The sequence below is a fragment of the Kitasatospora sp. NPDC088160 genome, assembly GCF_044741445.1.
Lineage (GTDB): Bacteria > Actinomycetota > Actinomycetes > Streptomycetales > Streptomycetaceae > Kitasatospora.
The window spans coordinates 432242-447587 of the sequence record NZ_JBIUSS010000003.1 but is presented as its reverse complement, the minus strand read 5'-3'; the positions used below and the strand labels follow the sequence as shown (position 1 = coordinate 447587).

Sequence of the window (15346 nt, the reverse complement as noted above, 5' to 3'; positions counted from 1 at the left end):
CGCGCCGGGTCAGTCGCGCGGCTGGCGGGGCAGGGCGAGGGTGAGGGCCTCGGGGGAGGCGGGCGGGAGGGCGAGGGCGGAGGCGGTCTCGGCGGGGAGCGGGCGCAGGCCGAGCAGGGCGGTGGCCAGGCGGGTGGTGGCCCGGTGCCAGTCGGGGATGCGCTGGAGCATGGCGTGGCCGCTGCCGGTGACGGTGTAGCCGCAGACGCGGGCGCCGGCGGCCCGGCTGCGGGCGGCGAAGGCCCGGGTCTCGGCGGGCGGGGTGACCTTGTCGCGGTCGCCGTGCAGCAGGAGCACGTCCCGTCCGGCCAGTTGCTCGCACGGGTCCTCGGCCGGGCACCAGGGGGCGAGGGCGACCAGGCCGGTGACGGCCGGGTGGCCGCCGGCCCGCAGGGCCGCGCGCCCGCCCATCGAGTGCCCGATCAGGACGGTCGGCACCTCGCCCAGCTCCCGGGCCAGCTCGTCGAGGGCGGCGAGGGCGTCCAGCGCGGCATCGGCGCGCTGCCCGTTCCAGCCCCGGTGGCGGTAGCGGACGGTGCCGACGGCCACGTCGGCGCCGGCGGTGTCCTTGGCGAGGGAGCGCAGGAAGCCGTGCATCCGCAGCAGCGGCAGGTTGACCGGACCGGGCCGGGAGAGGTTGTGCTCCTCGCCGCCGTGCAGCACCAGGACGGCGGCGCGCGCCGCCTCGGGCCGCACCCGCCAGCGCAGTGCCGGGTGCCCGGCCGTGCTGCCGGTCGTCGTGCCGCCGTCCACCGTGTCGCTGCTCACACCCGCACCGTCCCGTCCCGTCCCGCCCCCGTCCCGTGCCCTTGAACATCACTTTACGCGGGGCGTCTACGGGCCCGTTTCACCCGGGGGGAGCAGCCCGGGGACCAGGCGCGCGCGGGCCGGGCGGGGTGCTGCTATCCACGAAGGGTGGGGGGTCGCACGCGCCGCTCGTGGCGCCGTGTCACCGAGTGGAGGACTCCGTGGCTCAGCAGCTCGCACTCTCCGTGGACTTCGGATCGGGTTTCACCGACGCCTGGTCCAAGATCGCGAAATTCATCCCGCAGTTCATCGCCTTCCTGGCGATCCTGGTCATCGGCTGGATCGTGGCGAAGGCGATCGCCAAGGTCCTGGACCGTGTGCTGCGCAAGGTCGGCTCGGAGCGGGTCGCCGAGCGGGCCGGGATGGCCCGCCACCTGAGCGGGTCGAACTACGACATGACCGGCATCATCTGCAAGATCGTCTACTACGCGATCCTGCTGATGGTGCTGCAACTGGCGTTCGGTGTCTTCGGCCCGAACCCGATCAGCGTGATGATCCACAGCATCGTCGCCTGGCTGCCCAGGGGCATCGTGGCGGTCGCGATCGTGGTGGTCGCGATGGCCATCGCCAACGGCGTCCGCGACATCGTGCGCAACGCGCTCGCCGGCGCCTCGTACGGCCGGACGGTCGCCACGATCGCCTGGGCGTTCATCGTCGCGCTGGGCGTGATCGCGGCGCTCGGCCAGGCCGGGATCGCCACCGCGATCACCGGACCGGTGCTGATCGCGGCGCTCGCCACGATCGCCGGTGTGCTGGTGGTGGGTGTCGGCGGCGGCCTGATCCTGCCGATGCGCCAGCGCTGGGAGCGCTGGCTGGACCACGCCGAGCAGGAGAGCGCCAAACTGCGCGGCAGCGCCTACCAGGCGGGCCGGGCGGACGTGCTGGCCAACCAGCCGGCCCGGCCGACCACCCAGGCCGCTCCGGGCACCACCCCGCCGCCGCCGCCCGGCATCGACCCGGGCCGCCCGGGCGACCGGCCGAGCTAGGGCGTGTTTCATAATTCCCGCCGGGCGCGCGACGCCGGGCATCCCGCCTGGACGCACCGGCGAAACGTCCAAGTACGGCCCAGTACGAGGACGCTTCGCCGGCACGCCCAGCCGGGCGCCCAACGCCGCGCGCTGATCCGACGCGAATTATGAAACACGCCCTAGGCAGCGACCCGCGGCGGGTTCAGGCCCGCAGCAGGCCCTGCTCGCGCACCAGCCAGCAGATCGCGGTCAGCCGGTGCACCGCGTAGTCGTACCCCACCGGCTCCCGCCAGCCGATCTCGGTGAGCGCGTCCAGGAAGCCGAGCGCGTAGTCCGACAGTTCCTCACGGTCCAGGGGCCGGGGCGCCAGCTCCGGCCCCTGTGCGTACAGCAGTTCGCGCAGCATCGCGACGTGCTGGTCGACCATCGCGACGAAGCCGGGCTCGAAGGCGAACTCGGCCAGCCGTGGCGTGAACGCGGCGACGATGCCGGGCAGCGGGCAGCCGGCCGGCTCGTCGGGGGAGCGCCGGAAGGACTCGTCGGGGGTGGCGAACATCCGTCCACGGTAGGCGAGCGGGTCGGCCGGACCGGCGGCTCGTGACGGTTCCGTGCTGAGACCTTGGCCACCTTCGGGAGCTTCGGCGGCTTGGCCGGTTCTCTGCGCCGATCCGCGGGTGGTCTGTACCAGAATGGTCCGCATGGATCTCCGCATCTTCACCGAACCGCAGCAGGGCGCGAGCTACGACACCCTCCTGGCGGTCGCCCGGGCCGCCGAGGACCTGGGCGTCTTCAGTGCCTTCTTCCGCTCCGACCACTACCTGAAGATGGGCGACGTCGACGGCCTGCCCGGGCCGACCGACGCCTGGATCACCCTGGCCGGCCTCGCCCGCGACACCCGCACCATCCGCCTCGGCACCCTGATGACCGCCGCCACCTTCCGCCTGCCCGGCGTCACCGCGATCCAGGTCGCCCAGGTGGACGCGATGAGCGGCGGCCGGGTCGAGTTCGGCCTCGGCGCCGGCTGGTACGAGGCCGAGCACGCCGCCTACGGCATCCCCTTCCCGAAGGAGAAGTTCGGGAGGCTGGAGGAGCAGCTGGCGATCATCACCGGCCTGTGGAACACCAAGCTCGGCGACACCTTCGACTTCGCCGGCGAGTACTACACGCTGACCGGCTCGCCGGCGCTGCCCAAGCCGGCCCAGGACCGGATCCCGGTGCTGGTCGGCGGGCTCGGCCCGAAGCGGACCCCGGCGCTGGCCGCCCGCTTCGCCGACGAGTTCAACCTGCCGTTCGCCTCGGTGGAGGACAGCGCCGCCCAGTTCGGCCGGGTCAAGGCCGCCGTCGAGCAGGCCGGGCGCTCGGTCGGCGACCTGGTGTACTCCAACGCCCTGGTGGCCTGCGTCGGCCGCGACGACGCCGAGGTGGCCCGCCGGGCGGCCGTGATCGGCCGGGACGTGGACGAGCTGAAGGCCAACGGCCTGGCCGGTACCCCGGACGAGGTCGCCGAGAAGATCGGCCGGTACGCGGACGTCGGCAGCGAGCGGGTCTACCTGCAGATCCTGGACCTGGACGACCTCGACCACCTGGAGCTCATCGCCTCCCGGGTCGCCCCCCAGCTCGGCTGACCCGCCCGCACGGCACGCCCTGATCCGGCACCGGCCGGCCGGGCCCGGCGACCACCGCTCTTTACTCGCTCTTGGGAATGCGTAATGCTCCGAGGGAGGGAACGGCGCGGGGAGGACCGGTGACCAGGACGAGAACGGCGGAGGCGGCGGCACCCCGGGTGCCGCCGCCCCCTGGACGGGGCCTCGCCGCCGCCCGGCAGGCCTTACGGGTGCAGCCCGGCCTGCACGACCTGCGGGCCGGCCCCGCCCCCGTGGCGTTGCACTACCCCGCCGGCGACCTGCTGGTCGTCTCCGGGCTGCCCGGCAGCGGCAAGAGCACCCTGATGCGCCGCTGCGTGCGCGCCCCGCTGGTCGACTCCCAACTGGTCCGCGAGGAGTACGCGGCCAGGCTGCCCGGCCGCCTCCCGTACGCCCTCTACCGCCCGCTGGCGCGGATCGCGCACTACCGGCGGCTGCGGCGCGCGGTGCTGGCCGGCGGGCCGCTCGCCGTCCACGACTGCGGCTCGCTGTCCTGGGTGCGGTTCTGGCTGACCCGCACCGCCGCCCGGCAGGGCCGCCGGGTGCACCTGCTGCTGCTGGACGCCGAACCGGCCGAGGCGCGGGAGGGTCAGCAGAGCCGGGGGCAGGGCGTCTCCCGCTACGCCTTCCTCCGGCACCGGGCCGCCGTCGACAGGCTGCGGCGCCGGCTCACCGGGGCCGGGCGGCCGCCGGAGGGCTGTGCGTCGGCCGTGGTACTCGACCGGGCCGCCGCGCGCGCCCTGCGGGAGATCGTCTTCGCCGCGTCGTAGTCTCGGCGGGTCCGCGCCGAGCCGGGCGGGCCCGGGGCGCGGCCGACACTCCGTCAACTCCCTTGTCAGGAGCGCAGATGCGCCGTACTGCCCGGGTGCGCTCGCGTGCCCCCCGTTTGTTCCCCTGGGCCGCCGCGCTGGTCGCGGCCACCGGTCTCAGCCAGCTCGCCGCCCCGGCCCCGCACTCCGCCGCCGTGACCGCCGCGGCCGCCGTGACCGCGGCCTGTGCGGGCTCCGACTCCGACGCCGCCGCCCGCAAGCCGGCCGGCGGCCAGGCGGGGCAGGACCCGAACGCCGTCACCGCCGCCGAGGCCCGGGCGATGCAGGCGGACCTCGACGACCGGCTCGCCCAGCTCTCCTCCGCCCACGCCCGGATCGGCGCCCCGACGACGGTGCCGGTCTTCGTCCACGTGATCCACGCCGGTGACGCCGGCCGGCTCGACGGGGGCGTCGTCGCCGCCCAGATCGACCACCTCAACGCGACCTACGGCGGCCAGGGCGACGGCAACACCCCCAGCCAGTTCCACTTCGAGCTGGCTGGCACCGACTACACCGACAACGCCTCCTGGTACGACGGCATCACTCCCGGCTCCGGGGCCGAGGCGGCGATGAAGAGTGCGCTGCGCAAGGGCGACGCGGGCACCCTCAACCTCTACACCGCCAAGCTCGGCCAGTCCCTGCTCGGCTGGTCGACCTTCCCGGGCGCCTTCCGCTCGAACCCCGCCGACGACGGCGTGGTCGTCCTCGACGCCTCCCTGCCCGGCGGCGCCGCCGCCCACTACAACGAGGGCAGCAGCGCCACCCACGAGATCGGCCACTGGCTCGGCCTGTTCCACACCTTCCAGGGCGGCTGCCTGCCCCCGGGCGACTACGTGGACGACACCCCGCCCGAGCGCACCCCCGCCTACGGCTGCCCCGAGGGCCGCCACACCTGCACCGGGCCCGGCCTGGACCCGATCCACAACTTCATGGACTACAGCTACGACTCCTGCATGAGCCAGTTCACCCCTGGCCAGGTCCAGCGGATGGCCGACTCCTGGGCCGCTTACCGGAGTTGAGCCGTCAGGGATGGTCCGGTAAGCGGGCATCCTCGCAGAACCGCAGAACCGCAGATCGGCCAGGCCTATTGCCATCGATCTGAATGCAAAACGCCGATCACGGCGTGGCAAATATCGACCACACGCCCGATTTGATCTATGTTCGGGGTGTCGGGACCGAGCAGGAACTGAGCGCCAAGGAGTAACGCCATGAGTGCCAACCCCCGGATCGTCGTCGGCGTGGACGGCTCGCCCGCCTCGGAGCAGGCGCTGCGCTGGGCGGTCGACTACGCACGGGCCGTCGGCGGGACCATCACCGCGATCGCCGCCTGGGAGTACCCGGCGTTCTACGGCTGGGCCGCGCCGAGCGTGCCGTCCGCCGAGGTCTTCAACCCCGAGGAACTGGCCGGCAAGACCCTCTCCGACACCGTCGTCAGGGTCGTCGGCGACGACCCGGGCGTGCGGATCAGCGAGAGCGTGATGCCCGGCAACGCCGCCCAGGCCCTGCTGGAGGCCGCCAAGGGCGCCGCGCTGCTCGTCGTCGGCAGCCGCGGCCTCGGCGGCTTCTCCGGCGTGCTGCTCGGCTCGGTCAGCCGCCACCTCACCGAGCACGCGTCCTGCCCGGTCGTCGTCGTCCGGGAGGGCCAGGTGGCCGAGGCCGAGTAGCGCGCCGCCCCGCCGGGCCGCCGCGCGGTGGAGGATGGAGGCATGCCAGAAGGTGACTCCGTCTACCGCGCGGCGGCCCGGCTGCACGAGGCCCTCGCCGGGCAGGTGCTGACCAGCGCCGACCTGCGGGTGCCCGCGCACGCCACCGCCGTCCTCGCCGGCCGCCGGGTGCTGGAGGTCGCCCCGCGCGGCAAGCACCTGCTCACCCGCCTCGAAGGCGGCCTCACCCTGCACACCCACCTGCGGATGGACGGCCGCTGGGAGGTCTACCGGCCTGGCGAGCGCTGGTCCGGCGGCCCCGCCTGGCAGATCCGCGCCGTCCTCGGCACCGAGCGGGGCACCGCCGTCGGCTACCGGCTGCCCGTCGTCGACCTGCTGCGCACCGCCGACGAGCAACGCGCCGTCGGCCACCTCGGCCCCGACCTGCTCGGCCCCGACTGGGACCCGGTGGAGGCCGTCCGCCGGCTGCTCGCCCACCCCGGCCGCCCGCTCGCCGAGGCGCTGCTCGACCAGCGGAACCTCGCCGGCATCGGCAACGTCTACGCCGCCGAACTCTGCTACCTGGCCGGCGTCACCCCGTGGACCGAGGTCGGCCAACTCCCGCGCCCCGACCGGCTGGTGGAGCGGGCCCGGGAGATCCTCGACGCCAACCGGCTGCGCCCCGGCCACGTCACCACCGGCGACACCCGGCGCGGCCACCAGCACTGGGTCTACGGCCGGGCCGGCCGCCCCTGCCCGCGCTGCGGCACCCTCGTGCGGACCGCCCGCCAGGGCACGCCCCCGCAGGACCGGGTGGCGTACTGGTGCCCCTACTGCCAGCGCGGCCCGGCCCCGGCCGGTACGGGTGTCAGGTCCGCTCGACCAGGGCCGGATGACGCGGGTCGTCCACCCGGACGGTGACGTCGGCGGCCTCGGCCGGGCCGGTCTCCGCCTCGTAGCGGGCGAAGGCGGGCAGCGTCCACTGCTGGTCGGCGGGCGTGCGGCGGGCCAGGGCGGTCGGGGTGAGCGCGAGGTGGACGGCCAGCTCCAGCGGCAGCCAGCGGCCGAGCAGCAGCGCGCCGTCCAGCAACAGCACGCCGCCGGGCGGCAGTTCGGCGTACGCGGCGCGGGTCGAGCGGTCCGTCACCGGGTCGCGCAGCGAGGGCAGGACGCGGCCGCTGGCACCGGGCTCCAGCGGGTCCAGTACCTCGCGCAGCAGGGCGCGGTCGTCCAGCCAGAGGTCGTGGAAGGCGTCCGCGTCCTGGTGGCCGTACTCCAGCCGGATCGAGGCCGGGCGCAGGAAGCCCGCCGCCGACACCCGCAGCGCGGGGCGGCCGCGCAACCGCAGCGGCTCCACCAGGGCGTCGGCGAGCACGTCGGGGCGGGCGGCGGGCGCGCCGTCCACCGCGACCCGCAGCCACCGGCCGCCGGGGTCGGACAGCGCGGCGATGCGGTCGGCGAGCACGTCGGCCAGCCGGTCGGGGGAGATCGGGTGCACCTGCATCAGGCCATCCTGTCGTGCTGTCGTGCCGTCGTGGCTGTGGTGCCGGGCGGTCAGGTGAGCGGGAGGGCGTGCAGGACGTCGTCGTGGCCGACGTAGAGGTGGTTCGCGTCGATGGCGAGCGACCAGACGTCCTTGCCGGGGCCCGAGTCGAGGAACGTCCAGCGCGGCGTGCCGCTCGCGGTGTCGATCGCGCACACCCCGGCGGCCGCCGGGCCGGGGACGAACAGCGTGCCGCCGACCACCAGCGGATGGCTGCGGCGGTCCAGCAGGAACGGCAGCCGGTAGGCCCACTGCCGTGCGCCGGTGACCGCGTCGTGCCCGGTGACCAGGCCGTTGTCGCGGGTCAGGTAGACCCGCGGGCCGTCGGAGACCAGGGCCATCGCCCGCCACGACTCGCCCCGGGCGGGAGAGACCGTCCAGGCCGGCTCGCCGCCGGGGCGCAGCGCACGGACGCCGTCGGCGCCGTCGGGGACGTAGAGGTGCACCGGGCCGCAGACGCACCAGCTCAGGCCGCCGGTGTTGGGGGCCGTCCACAGCTCCCGGCCGTCGGCGGCGTCCCGGACCACCAGCTCGCTGCCGTCGCCCAGGTTGCGCAGGCACGGGAGGCGGCCGCCGGGCGCGGTGACCGGGGTGAACGGCCGCTCGTTGCGGTCGATGGAGAGGTGCCACAGCACCGAGCGGTCCGCGACCCGGACGGCGAAGAGCCGGCCGTTCGGCGTCGAGCTCTCCCGCGACCAGTCCCAGACGTACCCGTACAGGGTGCCGTCGTCGAAGCCGGACAACTGGACGGAGCCCTGTAGGTCGTCGGGCAGCGGCAGGCTCCAGTCGGCGGCGGGGTCGCCGAGGTGGCGGGCGTCCAGGTGGCCCGGGGAGGTGGTGAAGACCCGGTCCGGCCCGAGCACCACCTGGCCCAGCACCTCCAGGTCGCTCGGCCAGTTCCCGCGCGGTGGGTCGACGGTGAGCAGCCGCGCCGCCTCGCCGGTGGCCGGGTCCAGGACCTGGAGCCCGGCCCGGGACAGGAACACCGGCCGGGTCGGCGGGCCGGTCAGCCGCTCCGGGGTCATCGCCTCCGGCCCCCGGTACGTCCACAGCGGGGTCGGCCCGGACAACGCGGTCGGCTGCGGCTTCGGCGGCGGAGCCGGCTGGTCCGCACCCGAACGGCCGAACGCCCACACCGCCGCGCCCGCCGCCAGCACCCCGGCCCCCGCCAGCAGCCCGCGCCGGCTCAGCCGCGGCCCGTCCCCGCCCCCGCCGACCACGTCCACGGGCTCCCGCGCGGCGCCGTCCGCCTCCCCGTCCCACTGCCACGAGGCCTCGCGCACGGGCCCCTCGGACGACGGCGACTGCATACCGGCTCCCACCTCCCCCATGGCGCCCCACGCGCCACCACTCGCCCGGAGGATATCGAACAGCCCCCGAACCACCCGAAACCCCGACCGGGGCGTACTGGGCTGAGGCCCACAGCACAGGCCCGCCCAGCAGCCCCGGGGGAGGTACGGCGTGACGGCCGAGATGATCGCACCCGAGTGGATGCACCGGCAGATCACCAGCGAGCAGTACGACTCCTGGACCGTGGAGCAGTGCGAGGGCATCGAGATCGTCGACGGGACGGTGGTCGTGAGCCCGAGCGCCTCCAAACGGCACAACCGGCTCGCGCGGTTCCTGGCGAACGCCCTGGACGCGGCCGGCGGCGCCGAGTGGAATGCCGACACGGACTTCGACGTCAGGCTCCAGGACGTGCCGCTGAACAACCGTCGCCCGGACGTGGTGGTCTACCGGGCGGACACGATCGACGAGTCGCCCACCAGACCCGCGGACGTGCTGCTGCTCGTCGAGGTCGTCCCACCGGGTTCGGAGACCACCGACCGGGTGGTCAAGCCGGGCCAGTACGCCAAGGCGGGCATCCCGTTCCACTGGCGGGTCGAGCAGGTCTCCGGCGGCGTCCCGATCGTCCACACCTACGTGCTGGACGCGGCGAGCGGTTCGTACCGGGTGGGCGAGTTGTTCACCGGTCAGGTCGAGGGCGTGGTGCCGTACGCGGTGGAGGCCGATCTCTCCGGGCTGTGAGGCGCGCGCCCGTCAGTGCTGCGGTGGGTGGTCGGCCAGGTCGGCGAGGACGTCGGCGTGGCAGGGGAGCGGGGCGCACCAGCAGCCGAGGCGGTGGCCCCGCAGGGGCGGGACGAGGGCGAGCAGGTCGGGGCGGGCGAGGAGGTAGGCGCGGTAGTCGGCGACCATCTGCTCGCGGGTGAGGTCGGGGCCGGGGCGGTAGGGGCAGTGCAGCGGGGATTCGGACAGGTGCCAGCCGCCGCGGTGCATGGCGCGGCCGACGTAGACGACGTCGGCGCAGGAGGGGTCGTCGCGGTGGCCCTTGAGGTTGACCACGGTGGTGCGGCCGGAGGTGGTCGGCATGCCGTCCATGCTGGCGCAACCGGGGCCGACGGGCATCCGGGGTCCCGGAGGGCTCGCCTTGACACGCCCCGGGGCCCGGCGTAGCAAAAGAGCATGCGCCATCCGCACGCGGGCGGCCGTGACCGGGCGGCGCCGCCCGGCCCGCACCGGCCGCTGGAGCCCCACGCCGCCCCGGCGGCGGCCGAGCGGGACGACCTGCTGGCGGGCGCCGTCCGCCGGGCGCTCGGCGGCACCGGGGCGTACGGGGCGATGGTGTACCTGCGCTCGCGGGACGGCCGCTCGCTGGTGCTCTGCACGATCGCGGGCGTACCGCTGTCGATCATGAGCCCGTTCCGGCGGATCGCCGCCGCCGGCCCGCTGCCCGTCGCCGTCAGCTTCCGCACCGGGCGGACCGTCACCCTCGCCGACACCGAGGACACCATGCGGCGCTTCCCGCAGCTCGCGGTCGGCATGCCGTACGACTTCGCCTCCGCCTGCGTGCCGGTGGCGGGCGGCGAGGAGCGGTTCGGGGTGCTCAGCGTGTTCTGGCCGGCCTCCGACGACGGCGTCCCGGAGGACGCCCCGTCGCGGCTGGCGGAGGTGGCCGAGCGGCTGGCCGCAGGGCTGGCGGGCCTGGCGGCGGCCGGGCACCCCGTGGAGCCGGGCGGCGACGCGGCCGTGGTCGAGCTGCCGCCGCCGTCCGCGCCGACCTGCCGGGTCGGGATGTTCGACTGGAACGTCGCCACCGGGGCGCTGGCCGCCGACGAGCAGTTCCTCGCGATCTTCGGCCTCGAACCCGACGAGTTCGACGGCACGGTGGCCGCCCTCGGCAGCCGGATCGCCCCCGGTGACCTGCCCGAGTTCCGGGCCGCCGCCCGGACCGCCCTGGCCCGGGGCGAGGTGCTGGCGGCCAGGGTCCGGGTGCTCGGGCCGGACGGCCACCCGTACCCGGTGGAGCTCTGGGCGCGGGTGCCCGCGGCGATCTCGGACGGCCGCACCCATCTGGTCGGCGCCGTGCTGGACGCCCGCACCCTCACCGCGGCCGCGGCCGCCGTCGAGCGACTGCGCGAGGGCGTCTTCTCACTCGACCCGGACGGCCGGGTCAGCTACGCCAACCGCGCCACCGAGCCACTGCTCCAGGCGCGCCGCGAGGACCTGGTCGGCCACCACCTGTGGGACGTGCTGCCCTGGCTCGCCGACCCCTTCTTCGAGAACCGCTACCGGGCCGCCCTGCTCTCCCAGCAGCCCACCGCCTTCCTGGCCGCCCGCCCGCCGGACGGCTGGCTCGCCTTCTCGCTCTACCCCGACACGCACGGCGTCACCGGCCGGGTGGTGGCCGCGGAAGCCCCGCCGGGCGCGGCCGAACCGAGGGCCGCGCCCCCGCCGTCCGCGGCCCGCGGCGCCACCCCGACCGGTGCCCCCGCCGGCATCGGCGGCACCTACCACCTGCTCCAGCTCGCCAGCGCGCTCACCGAGGCGGTCAGCGTGCGCGAGGTCTGCCGGGCCGTGGCCGAGGAGATCCTGCCGGCCTTCGGCGGCCAGGAGCTCGCCATCTACGGGGTGCGCGACAAACACCTGCACCTGATCTCGCAGACCGGCTACCCGGACGGCTTCCTGGACGGCTTCGAGGGCACCCCGGTCGCCGCCCGCATCCCCGGCGCGGAGACGCTCAGCACCGGCACCCCGATCTTCTTCGAATCGGTCCGCGAACTCGCCGCCGCCTACCCCGGCATCGCGCTCGACGACATGGGCGCCTGGGCCTTCCTGCCGCTGATCGCCTCCGGCCACCCCGTCGGCAGCTGCATCCTCGGCTTCGACCGGCCGCGCCCCTTCACCGCGGAGGACCGCGGCCTGCTCACCGCCCTCGGCGGCTTCATCGCCCAGGCCCTGGAACGGGCCCGGCTGTACGACGCCGAGTTCGCCCTGGCCCGCGGCCTCCAGCAGGCGCTGCTGCCGCACCGCCTCCCGGACGTGCCCGGCATCCGGATCGCCGCCCGCTACCTGCCCGGCACCCAGGGCATGGAGATCGGCGGCGACTGGTACGACGCGATCGTCACCGGCGGGGACGTCACCCTGGTGATCGGCGACGTCGAGGGCCACAGCGTCGGCGCGGCCGCCACCATGGGCCAGCTGCGCAGCGCCGTCCGCGCCTTCGCCACCGGCGGCGACCCGCCCGACCAGGTGCTCGCCCGCACCAACCGGCTCCTCCTCGACCTCGACCCCGGACTGCTCGCCAGCTGCTGCCTCGTCCGCCTCACCCCCGCCGACGGCCGCGCCCGGATCGCCCGGGCCGGGCACCTGCCACCGGTGCTGCGCTTCCCGGACGGGTGGGCCGAGGCGCTGTACGTGCCGGGCGGGCCGCTGCTGGGCGTGGAGGAACAGGCCGAGTACCCGGTCAGCGAGCTGCGCCTGGCGCCCGGCACGGTGGTCGCGCTGTACACGGACGGGCTGGTGGAGGATCCGGCGATGGCGATCGACCAGGGGGTGGACCTGCTGCGGGCCGCGCTCGGGCGCGGCGGGGCGCAGGGGCCGGACGGCCTGGAGCTGCTGGCGGAACGGATCCTGCGCGAGGTCGGCTCCTCGCACCGGGTGGACGACGTGGCGCTGCTGCTCATGGCCTTCGGTGAGGATGACTCCACGGGCGTGTCCACGGGCGTGCCCACGGGCGTGCCCACGGAGGTGCCCCGAACGCCGTGAGCGGCGACTTTTGTCGGGGGCGGGGGCGACGAACGGTGGCGGCGGCCGGGTGGCGCGGCCCGATAGCCTCGACGGGTGGATGCGATGGCGCGGGCCTGGAAGAAGGCGGTACGGACGGCGTTTCCCGGGCCCTGGCCGCCCCGGCGGGTGGTGGGCCAGGGCGCGCTGGCCCTGCTGATGGGCGGGGTCGCGGCCCTGCTGGAGGTGGCCGCCGGTGCCGGCCACCCCGTCCTGGTGGGGCTGGGGGTCGCGCTGCTGTGGGTGCTGCGGCCGGCCTTCCCGGCGACCGTGCTGCTGCTCACCTCGGCCGCGGCCGGCTGGGCCGTCGGCCCGATGCTGCTGCTGGTCTGCGCCGGCTGGTCGGCCGGGGCGAGGCTGCGCCGGGTCACCGCGCTGGTCGGCACCTTCGTGCTGAGCTGGGTGCTGTTCATGGTGACCGGGGTGCTGAAGGACGCCGGCTCGGCCTCGCCCAAGCTGATCGTCGGGCTCTCGCTCGGCGGCTTCCTGCTGGTCGCCGTGCTGCCCGCGCTGTGGGGCCGCTACCGGGCCCAGCGCCGCGCCCTGCTGGACGCGCTGCGCGAGCGCAACGACCAGCTGGTGCGCGAGCGGGTCATGGTGGTGCACCAGGCCCGGCTGCGTGAGCGGCACCGGATCGCCCAGGACATGCACGACAGCCTGGGCCACCAGCTGGCGCTGATCTCCGTGCACTCCGGCGCGCTGGAGGTGGACCGTACGCTCAACGACCGGCAGCGCGAGGCGGTCGGGGTGCTGCGGCAGGCGGCGGTCGCGGCGATGCGGGAGCTGCGCGAGGTGGTCGGCGTCCTGCACGACGAGTCGACGGCGGTGCGGCCGGCGACGGACGCGTCCCCGGCCCGGGGCGGGGTGGACGGGATCGAGGGGCTGGTCGACTCCTCGCGGGCGGCCGGGGCGCGGGTCTCCTTCTCCCGGGAGGGCGAGCCGCGTCCGCTGGCCGCCGCGGTGGACCACGCGGCGTACCGGATGGTGCAGGAGGCGCTCACCAACGCGCACAAGCACGCCCCCGGCGCGCCGATCACCGTCGCGCTCCGGTACGAGCCGGACGCGCTGGTGGTGGAGGTGGTCAACCCGTGCGCCCCGGAGCCCGTGGGCGTGCGCGCCGGCGCGGGCCCGGCGGTCAGCGGCGGCCAGGGGCTGACCGGCCTGCGGGAGCGGGCCCGGCTGGTCGGTGGCATGGTGCACGCCGGGCCGACGCCGGACCAGGGGTTCCGGCTGGCCGGCGTGCTGCCGTACGAGGGGGCGGAGGGCACGGGCGACGGGGCCGCGGCGATCGCCGGGGTCGACGACTGGGTGCTGGACGGCCTGCCGCCGGTCGTCGGGGCGGAGGAGGGGCGGCGCAGTCCGGCGATCGGCTGCGCGGTCGGGGTGGGGGCGGTCGGCCTGACCGTGCTGGGGCTGCTGATCTGGGGCGTGGTGGCCTTCGTCCAGGGCACCGACGACGCGACGGTGCCGAAGTCGGTGTACGACGGGCTGGAGACCGGCACGCCCGAGGCCGACGTGCTGCACCGGCTGCCGCCGGGGAACACCTTCTTCACCGACGACTACCGGGGCAGCGGGCCGAAGCCCCCGGAGGGCGCGCACTGCCGCTGGTACCTGTCCGGTGACCTCAGCGACGCCTGGGGCCAGGACAATGTGATGCGGTTCTGCTTCAAGGACGGGGTGCTGGTGGAGAAGGAGCACTACCTCACGAAGTCCTGACCGCCCTGACCGCCCTGACCGCCCTGATCGCTCTGACCGTCCTGACCGCTCTGACCGGGTGGGGCGCGGGGTTCGGCCGGATGTGAGGATGGTGTTCCTGCCGCAGCACCGTTCGAGGGGAATGACCAGCCGTGATCCGAGTCCTCGTCGCCGACGACGAGCCGCTCATCCGCGCCGGGATCAGGATGATCCTGGGCTCTGCCGCCGACATCGAGGTGGTCGCCGAGGCCGCCGACGGGCGGGAGGCGCTGGAGCTGGCCCGGGCGCACGGGGTGGACGTGGTGCTGCTGGACATTCAGATGCCGGTGATGGACGGGCTGACGGCGCTCGCGGAGCTGCCGAGGGTCGCACCCGGCGCGCGGGCGCTGATCCTCACCACCTTCGGGGAGCGCGAGAACGTCCTGCGCGCCGTGACCGAGGGCGGCGCCGGATTCCTGCTCAAGGACACGGCGCCGCACGAGCTGATCCAGGCGGTGCGCGCGGCGGCCGGCGGGTACGCCTTCCTGTCCCCGGCCGCCACCCGGCACATCGTCGACTCGCTGGCCTCCGGGCGCAGCGGTTCGGCGGCCGCCCGGGGTGCGGAGGCCCGGCGCCGGCTGGAGGTGCTGACGCCGCGCGAGTTGGAGGTGCTGGCGCTGCTCGGCGAGGGGCTGTCCAACGCGGACGCGGGGGCGCGGATCCACATGAGCGAGGCGACGGTGAAGACGTACGTCAGCCGGATCCTGGCCAAGTTGGGCTGTGAGAACCGGGTGCAGGCGGCGCTGTTGGCGCGGGACGCGGAGCTCGGCGCCCGGGACTGAACGCGTCCGATCGGTCGCGGAGCGTGTCGGGTGTGGCGGATGCCACCAGATGGCCCGACGGAACGGGGAACTCCGGCTTCAGTGGTGACGGTGCGTCGGCTCGTCGTCGCGGCGGGTGGATGGTGTGCTCGGGCTCACAGGTGGACAGAGGTGAAGGGGGGCGTGAAAGTTGATCAGTTGATCTTGAAAATGTGGTCAAACCTGGTCGAACTGGGCACGGCACCTTGATCAATACCGCCGGTAACAGTCAACTGACCTGCGGAGACCAAGAATTGCTTGCTGCACCCCGAGGTGGCCCGTAGCTTCATTGGCGGTGCAACGAGCACCACCCGGGTTCACCCCGACGCATGGCC

At 75.1% G+C, this 15346-nt stretch carries 15 protein-coding genes; 10 read left to right on the top strand and 5 right to left on the bottom strand.

What is annotated here, in order from left to right; all coding sequences use genetic code 11:
• Nucleotides 1-9 precede the first annotated feature (9 nt).
• Entirely contained in the window at nucleotides 10-768 is a 759-nt protein-coding gene (locus tag ACIOGZ_RS06690; protein ID WP_363617573.1) for an alpha/beta fold hydrolase, read from the bottom strand.
• Nucleotides 769-968: 200 nt separating this feature from the next.
• Between ACIOGZ_RS06690 and ACIOGZ_RS06685 the strand changes: the two genes are divergently transcribed.
• Nucleotides 969-1793: a hypothetical protein gene (locus tag ACIOGZ_RS06685; protein ID WP_400985097.1), complete on the top strand. Its 825-nt coding sequence runs from the start codon at nucleotides 969-971 to the stop codon at nucleotides 1791-1793.
• A gap of 184 nt (nucleotides 1794-1977) precedes the next feature.
• On the opposite strand, the gene ACIOGZ_RS06680 is transcribed toward ACIOGZ_RS06685, so the two are convergent.
• Complete coding sequence (locus tag ACIOGZ_RS06680) at nucleotides 1978-2331, bottom strand: DUF6401 family natural product biosynthesis protein (protein WP_363588504.1); 354 nt, start codon at nucleotides 2329-2331, stop codon at nucleotides 1978-1980.
• Nucleotides 2332-2473: 142 nt separating this feature from the next.
• Here ACIOGZ_RS06680 and ACIOGZ_RS06675 point away from each other — a divergent pair, with 142 nt between their 5' ends.
• The 5 genes from ACIOGZ_RS06675 (at nucleotide 2474) to ACIOGZ_RS06655 (ending at nucleotide 6791) form a co-directional block, all read left to right on the top strand.
• Nucleotides 2474-3400: an LLM class F420-dependent oxidoreductase gene (locus ACIOGZ_RS06675; protein ID WP_363588502.1), complete on the top strand. Its 927-nt coding sequence runs from the start codon at nucleotides 2474-2476 to the stop codon at nucleotides 3398-3400.
• Between the two features lie 77 nt (nucleotides 3401-3477).
• The gene (locus ACIOGZ_RS06670) at nucleotides 3478-4188 is read left to right on the top strand and encodes an AAA family ATPase (RefSeq protein ID WP_400985095.1); all 711 of its coding nucleotides are present in this window, start codon (nucleotides 3478-3480) and stop codon (nucleotides 4186-4188) included.
• A 77-nt stretch (nucleotides 4189-4265) separates the two neighbouring features.
• Entirely contained in the window at nucleotides 4266-5246 is a 981-nt protein-coding gene (locus tag ACIOGZ_RS06665; protein WP_363588498.1) for a zinc metalloprotease, read from the top strand.
• A gap of 189 nt (nucleotides 5247-5435) precedes the next feature.
• Nucleotides 5436-5891, top strand: coding sequence for a universal stress protein (locus ACIOGZ_RS06660; protein WP_363588496.1), 456 nt, complete (start codon nucleotides 5436-5438; stop codon nucleotides 5889-5891).
• A 42-nt stretch (nucleotides 5892-5933) separates the two neighbouring features.
• Complete coding sequence (locus tag ACIOGZ_RS06655) at nucleotides 5934-6791, top strand: DNA-formamidopyrimidine glycosylase family protein (RefSeq protein ID WP_363588494.1); 858 nt, start codon at nucleotides 5934-5936, stop codon at nucleotides 6789-6791.
• On the opposite strand, the gene ACIOGZ_RS06650 is transcribed toward ACIOGZ_RS06655, so the two are convergent.
• Both ACIOGZ_RS06650 and ACIOGZ_RS06645 read right to left on the bottom strand, forming a co-directional pair.
• Nucleotides 6739-7374, bottom strand: a complete 636-nt coding sequence (locus tag ACIOGZ_RS06650) for a uridine kinase (RefSeq protein ID WP_363588492.1) — start codon at nucleotides 7372-7374, stop codon at nucleotides 6739-6741. The two genes, ACIOGZ_RS06655 and ACIOGZ_RS06650, sit on opposite strands and share 53 nt — an antisense overlap.
• Nucleotides 7375-7424: 50 nt before the next feature.
• Entirely contained in the window at nucleotides 7425-8723 is a 1299-nt protein-coding gene (locus ACIOGZ_RS06645) for a PQQ-binding-like beta-propeller repeat protein (RefSeq protein WP_400985093.1), read from the bottom strand.
• A gap of 151 nt (nucleotides 8724-8874) precedes the next feature.
• On the opposite strand from ACIOGZ_RS06645, the gene ACIOGZ_RS06640 reads away from it, so the two are divergent.
• On the top strand, nucleotides 8875-9441 hold the full coding sequence (locus tag ACIOGZ_RS06640; protein WP_400985091.1) for a Uma2 family endonuclease: 567 nt from the start codon (nucleotides 8875-8877) through the stop codon (nucleotides 9439-9441).
• A gap of 12 nt (nucleotides 9442-9453) precedes the next feature.
• Here ACIOGZ_RS06640 and ACIOGZ_RS06635 read toward each other — a convergent pair whose 3' ends face one another.
• The gene (locus tag ACIOGZ_RS06635; RefSeq protein WP_063351637.1) at nucleotides 9454-9783 is read right to left on the bottom strand and encodes a DUF4326 domain-containing protein; all 330 of its coding nucleotides are present in this window, start codon (nucleotides 9781-9783) and stop codon (nucleotides 9454-9456) included.
• A gap of 93 nt (nucleotides 9784-9876) precedes the next feature.
• On the opposite strand from ACIOGZ_RS06635, the gene ACIOGZ_RS06630 reads away from it, so the two are divergent.
• From ACIOGZ_RS06630 to ACIOGZ_RS06620, 3 genes are all read left to right on the top strand, one after another.
• On the top strand, nucleotides 9877-12459 hold the full coding sequence (locus ACIOGZ_RS06630; RefSeq protein WP_400985089.1) for a SpoIIE family protein phosphatase: 2583 nt from the start codon (nucleotides 9877-9879) through the stop codon (nucleotides 12457-12459).
• An 84-nt stretch (nucleotides 12460-12543) separates the two neighbouring features.
• Nucleotides 12544-14193 (top strand): sensor histidine kinase, encoded by a 1650-nt coding sequence (locus ACIOGZ_RS06625; RefSeq protein ID WP_363588510.1) that lies wholly within the window; start codon nucleotides 12544-12546, stop codon nucleotides 14191-14193.
• A gap of 131 nt (nucleotides 14194-14324) precedes the next feature.
• On the top strand, nucleotides 14325-14993 hold the full coding sequence (locus ACIOGZ_RS06620) for a response regulator transcription factor (RefSeq protein ID WP_363588483.1): 669 nt from the start codon (nucleotides 14325-14327) through the stop codon (nucleotides 14991-14993).
• The last annotated feature ends 353 nt before the right edge of the window (nucleotides 14994-15346 follow it).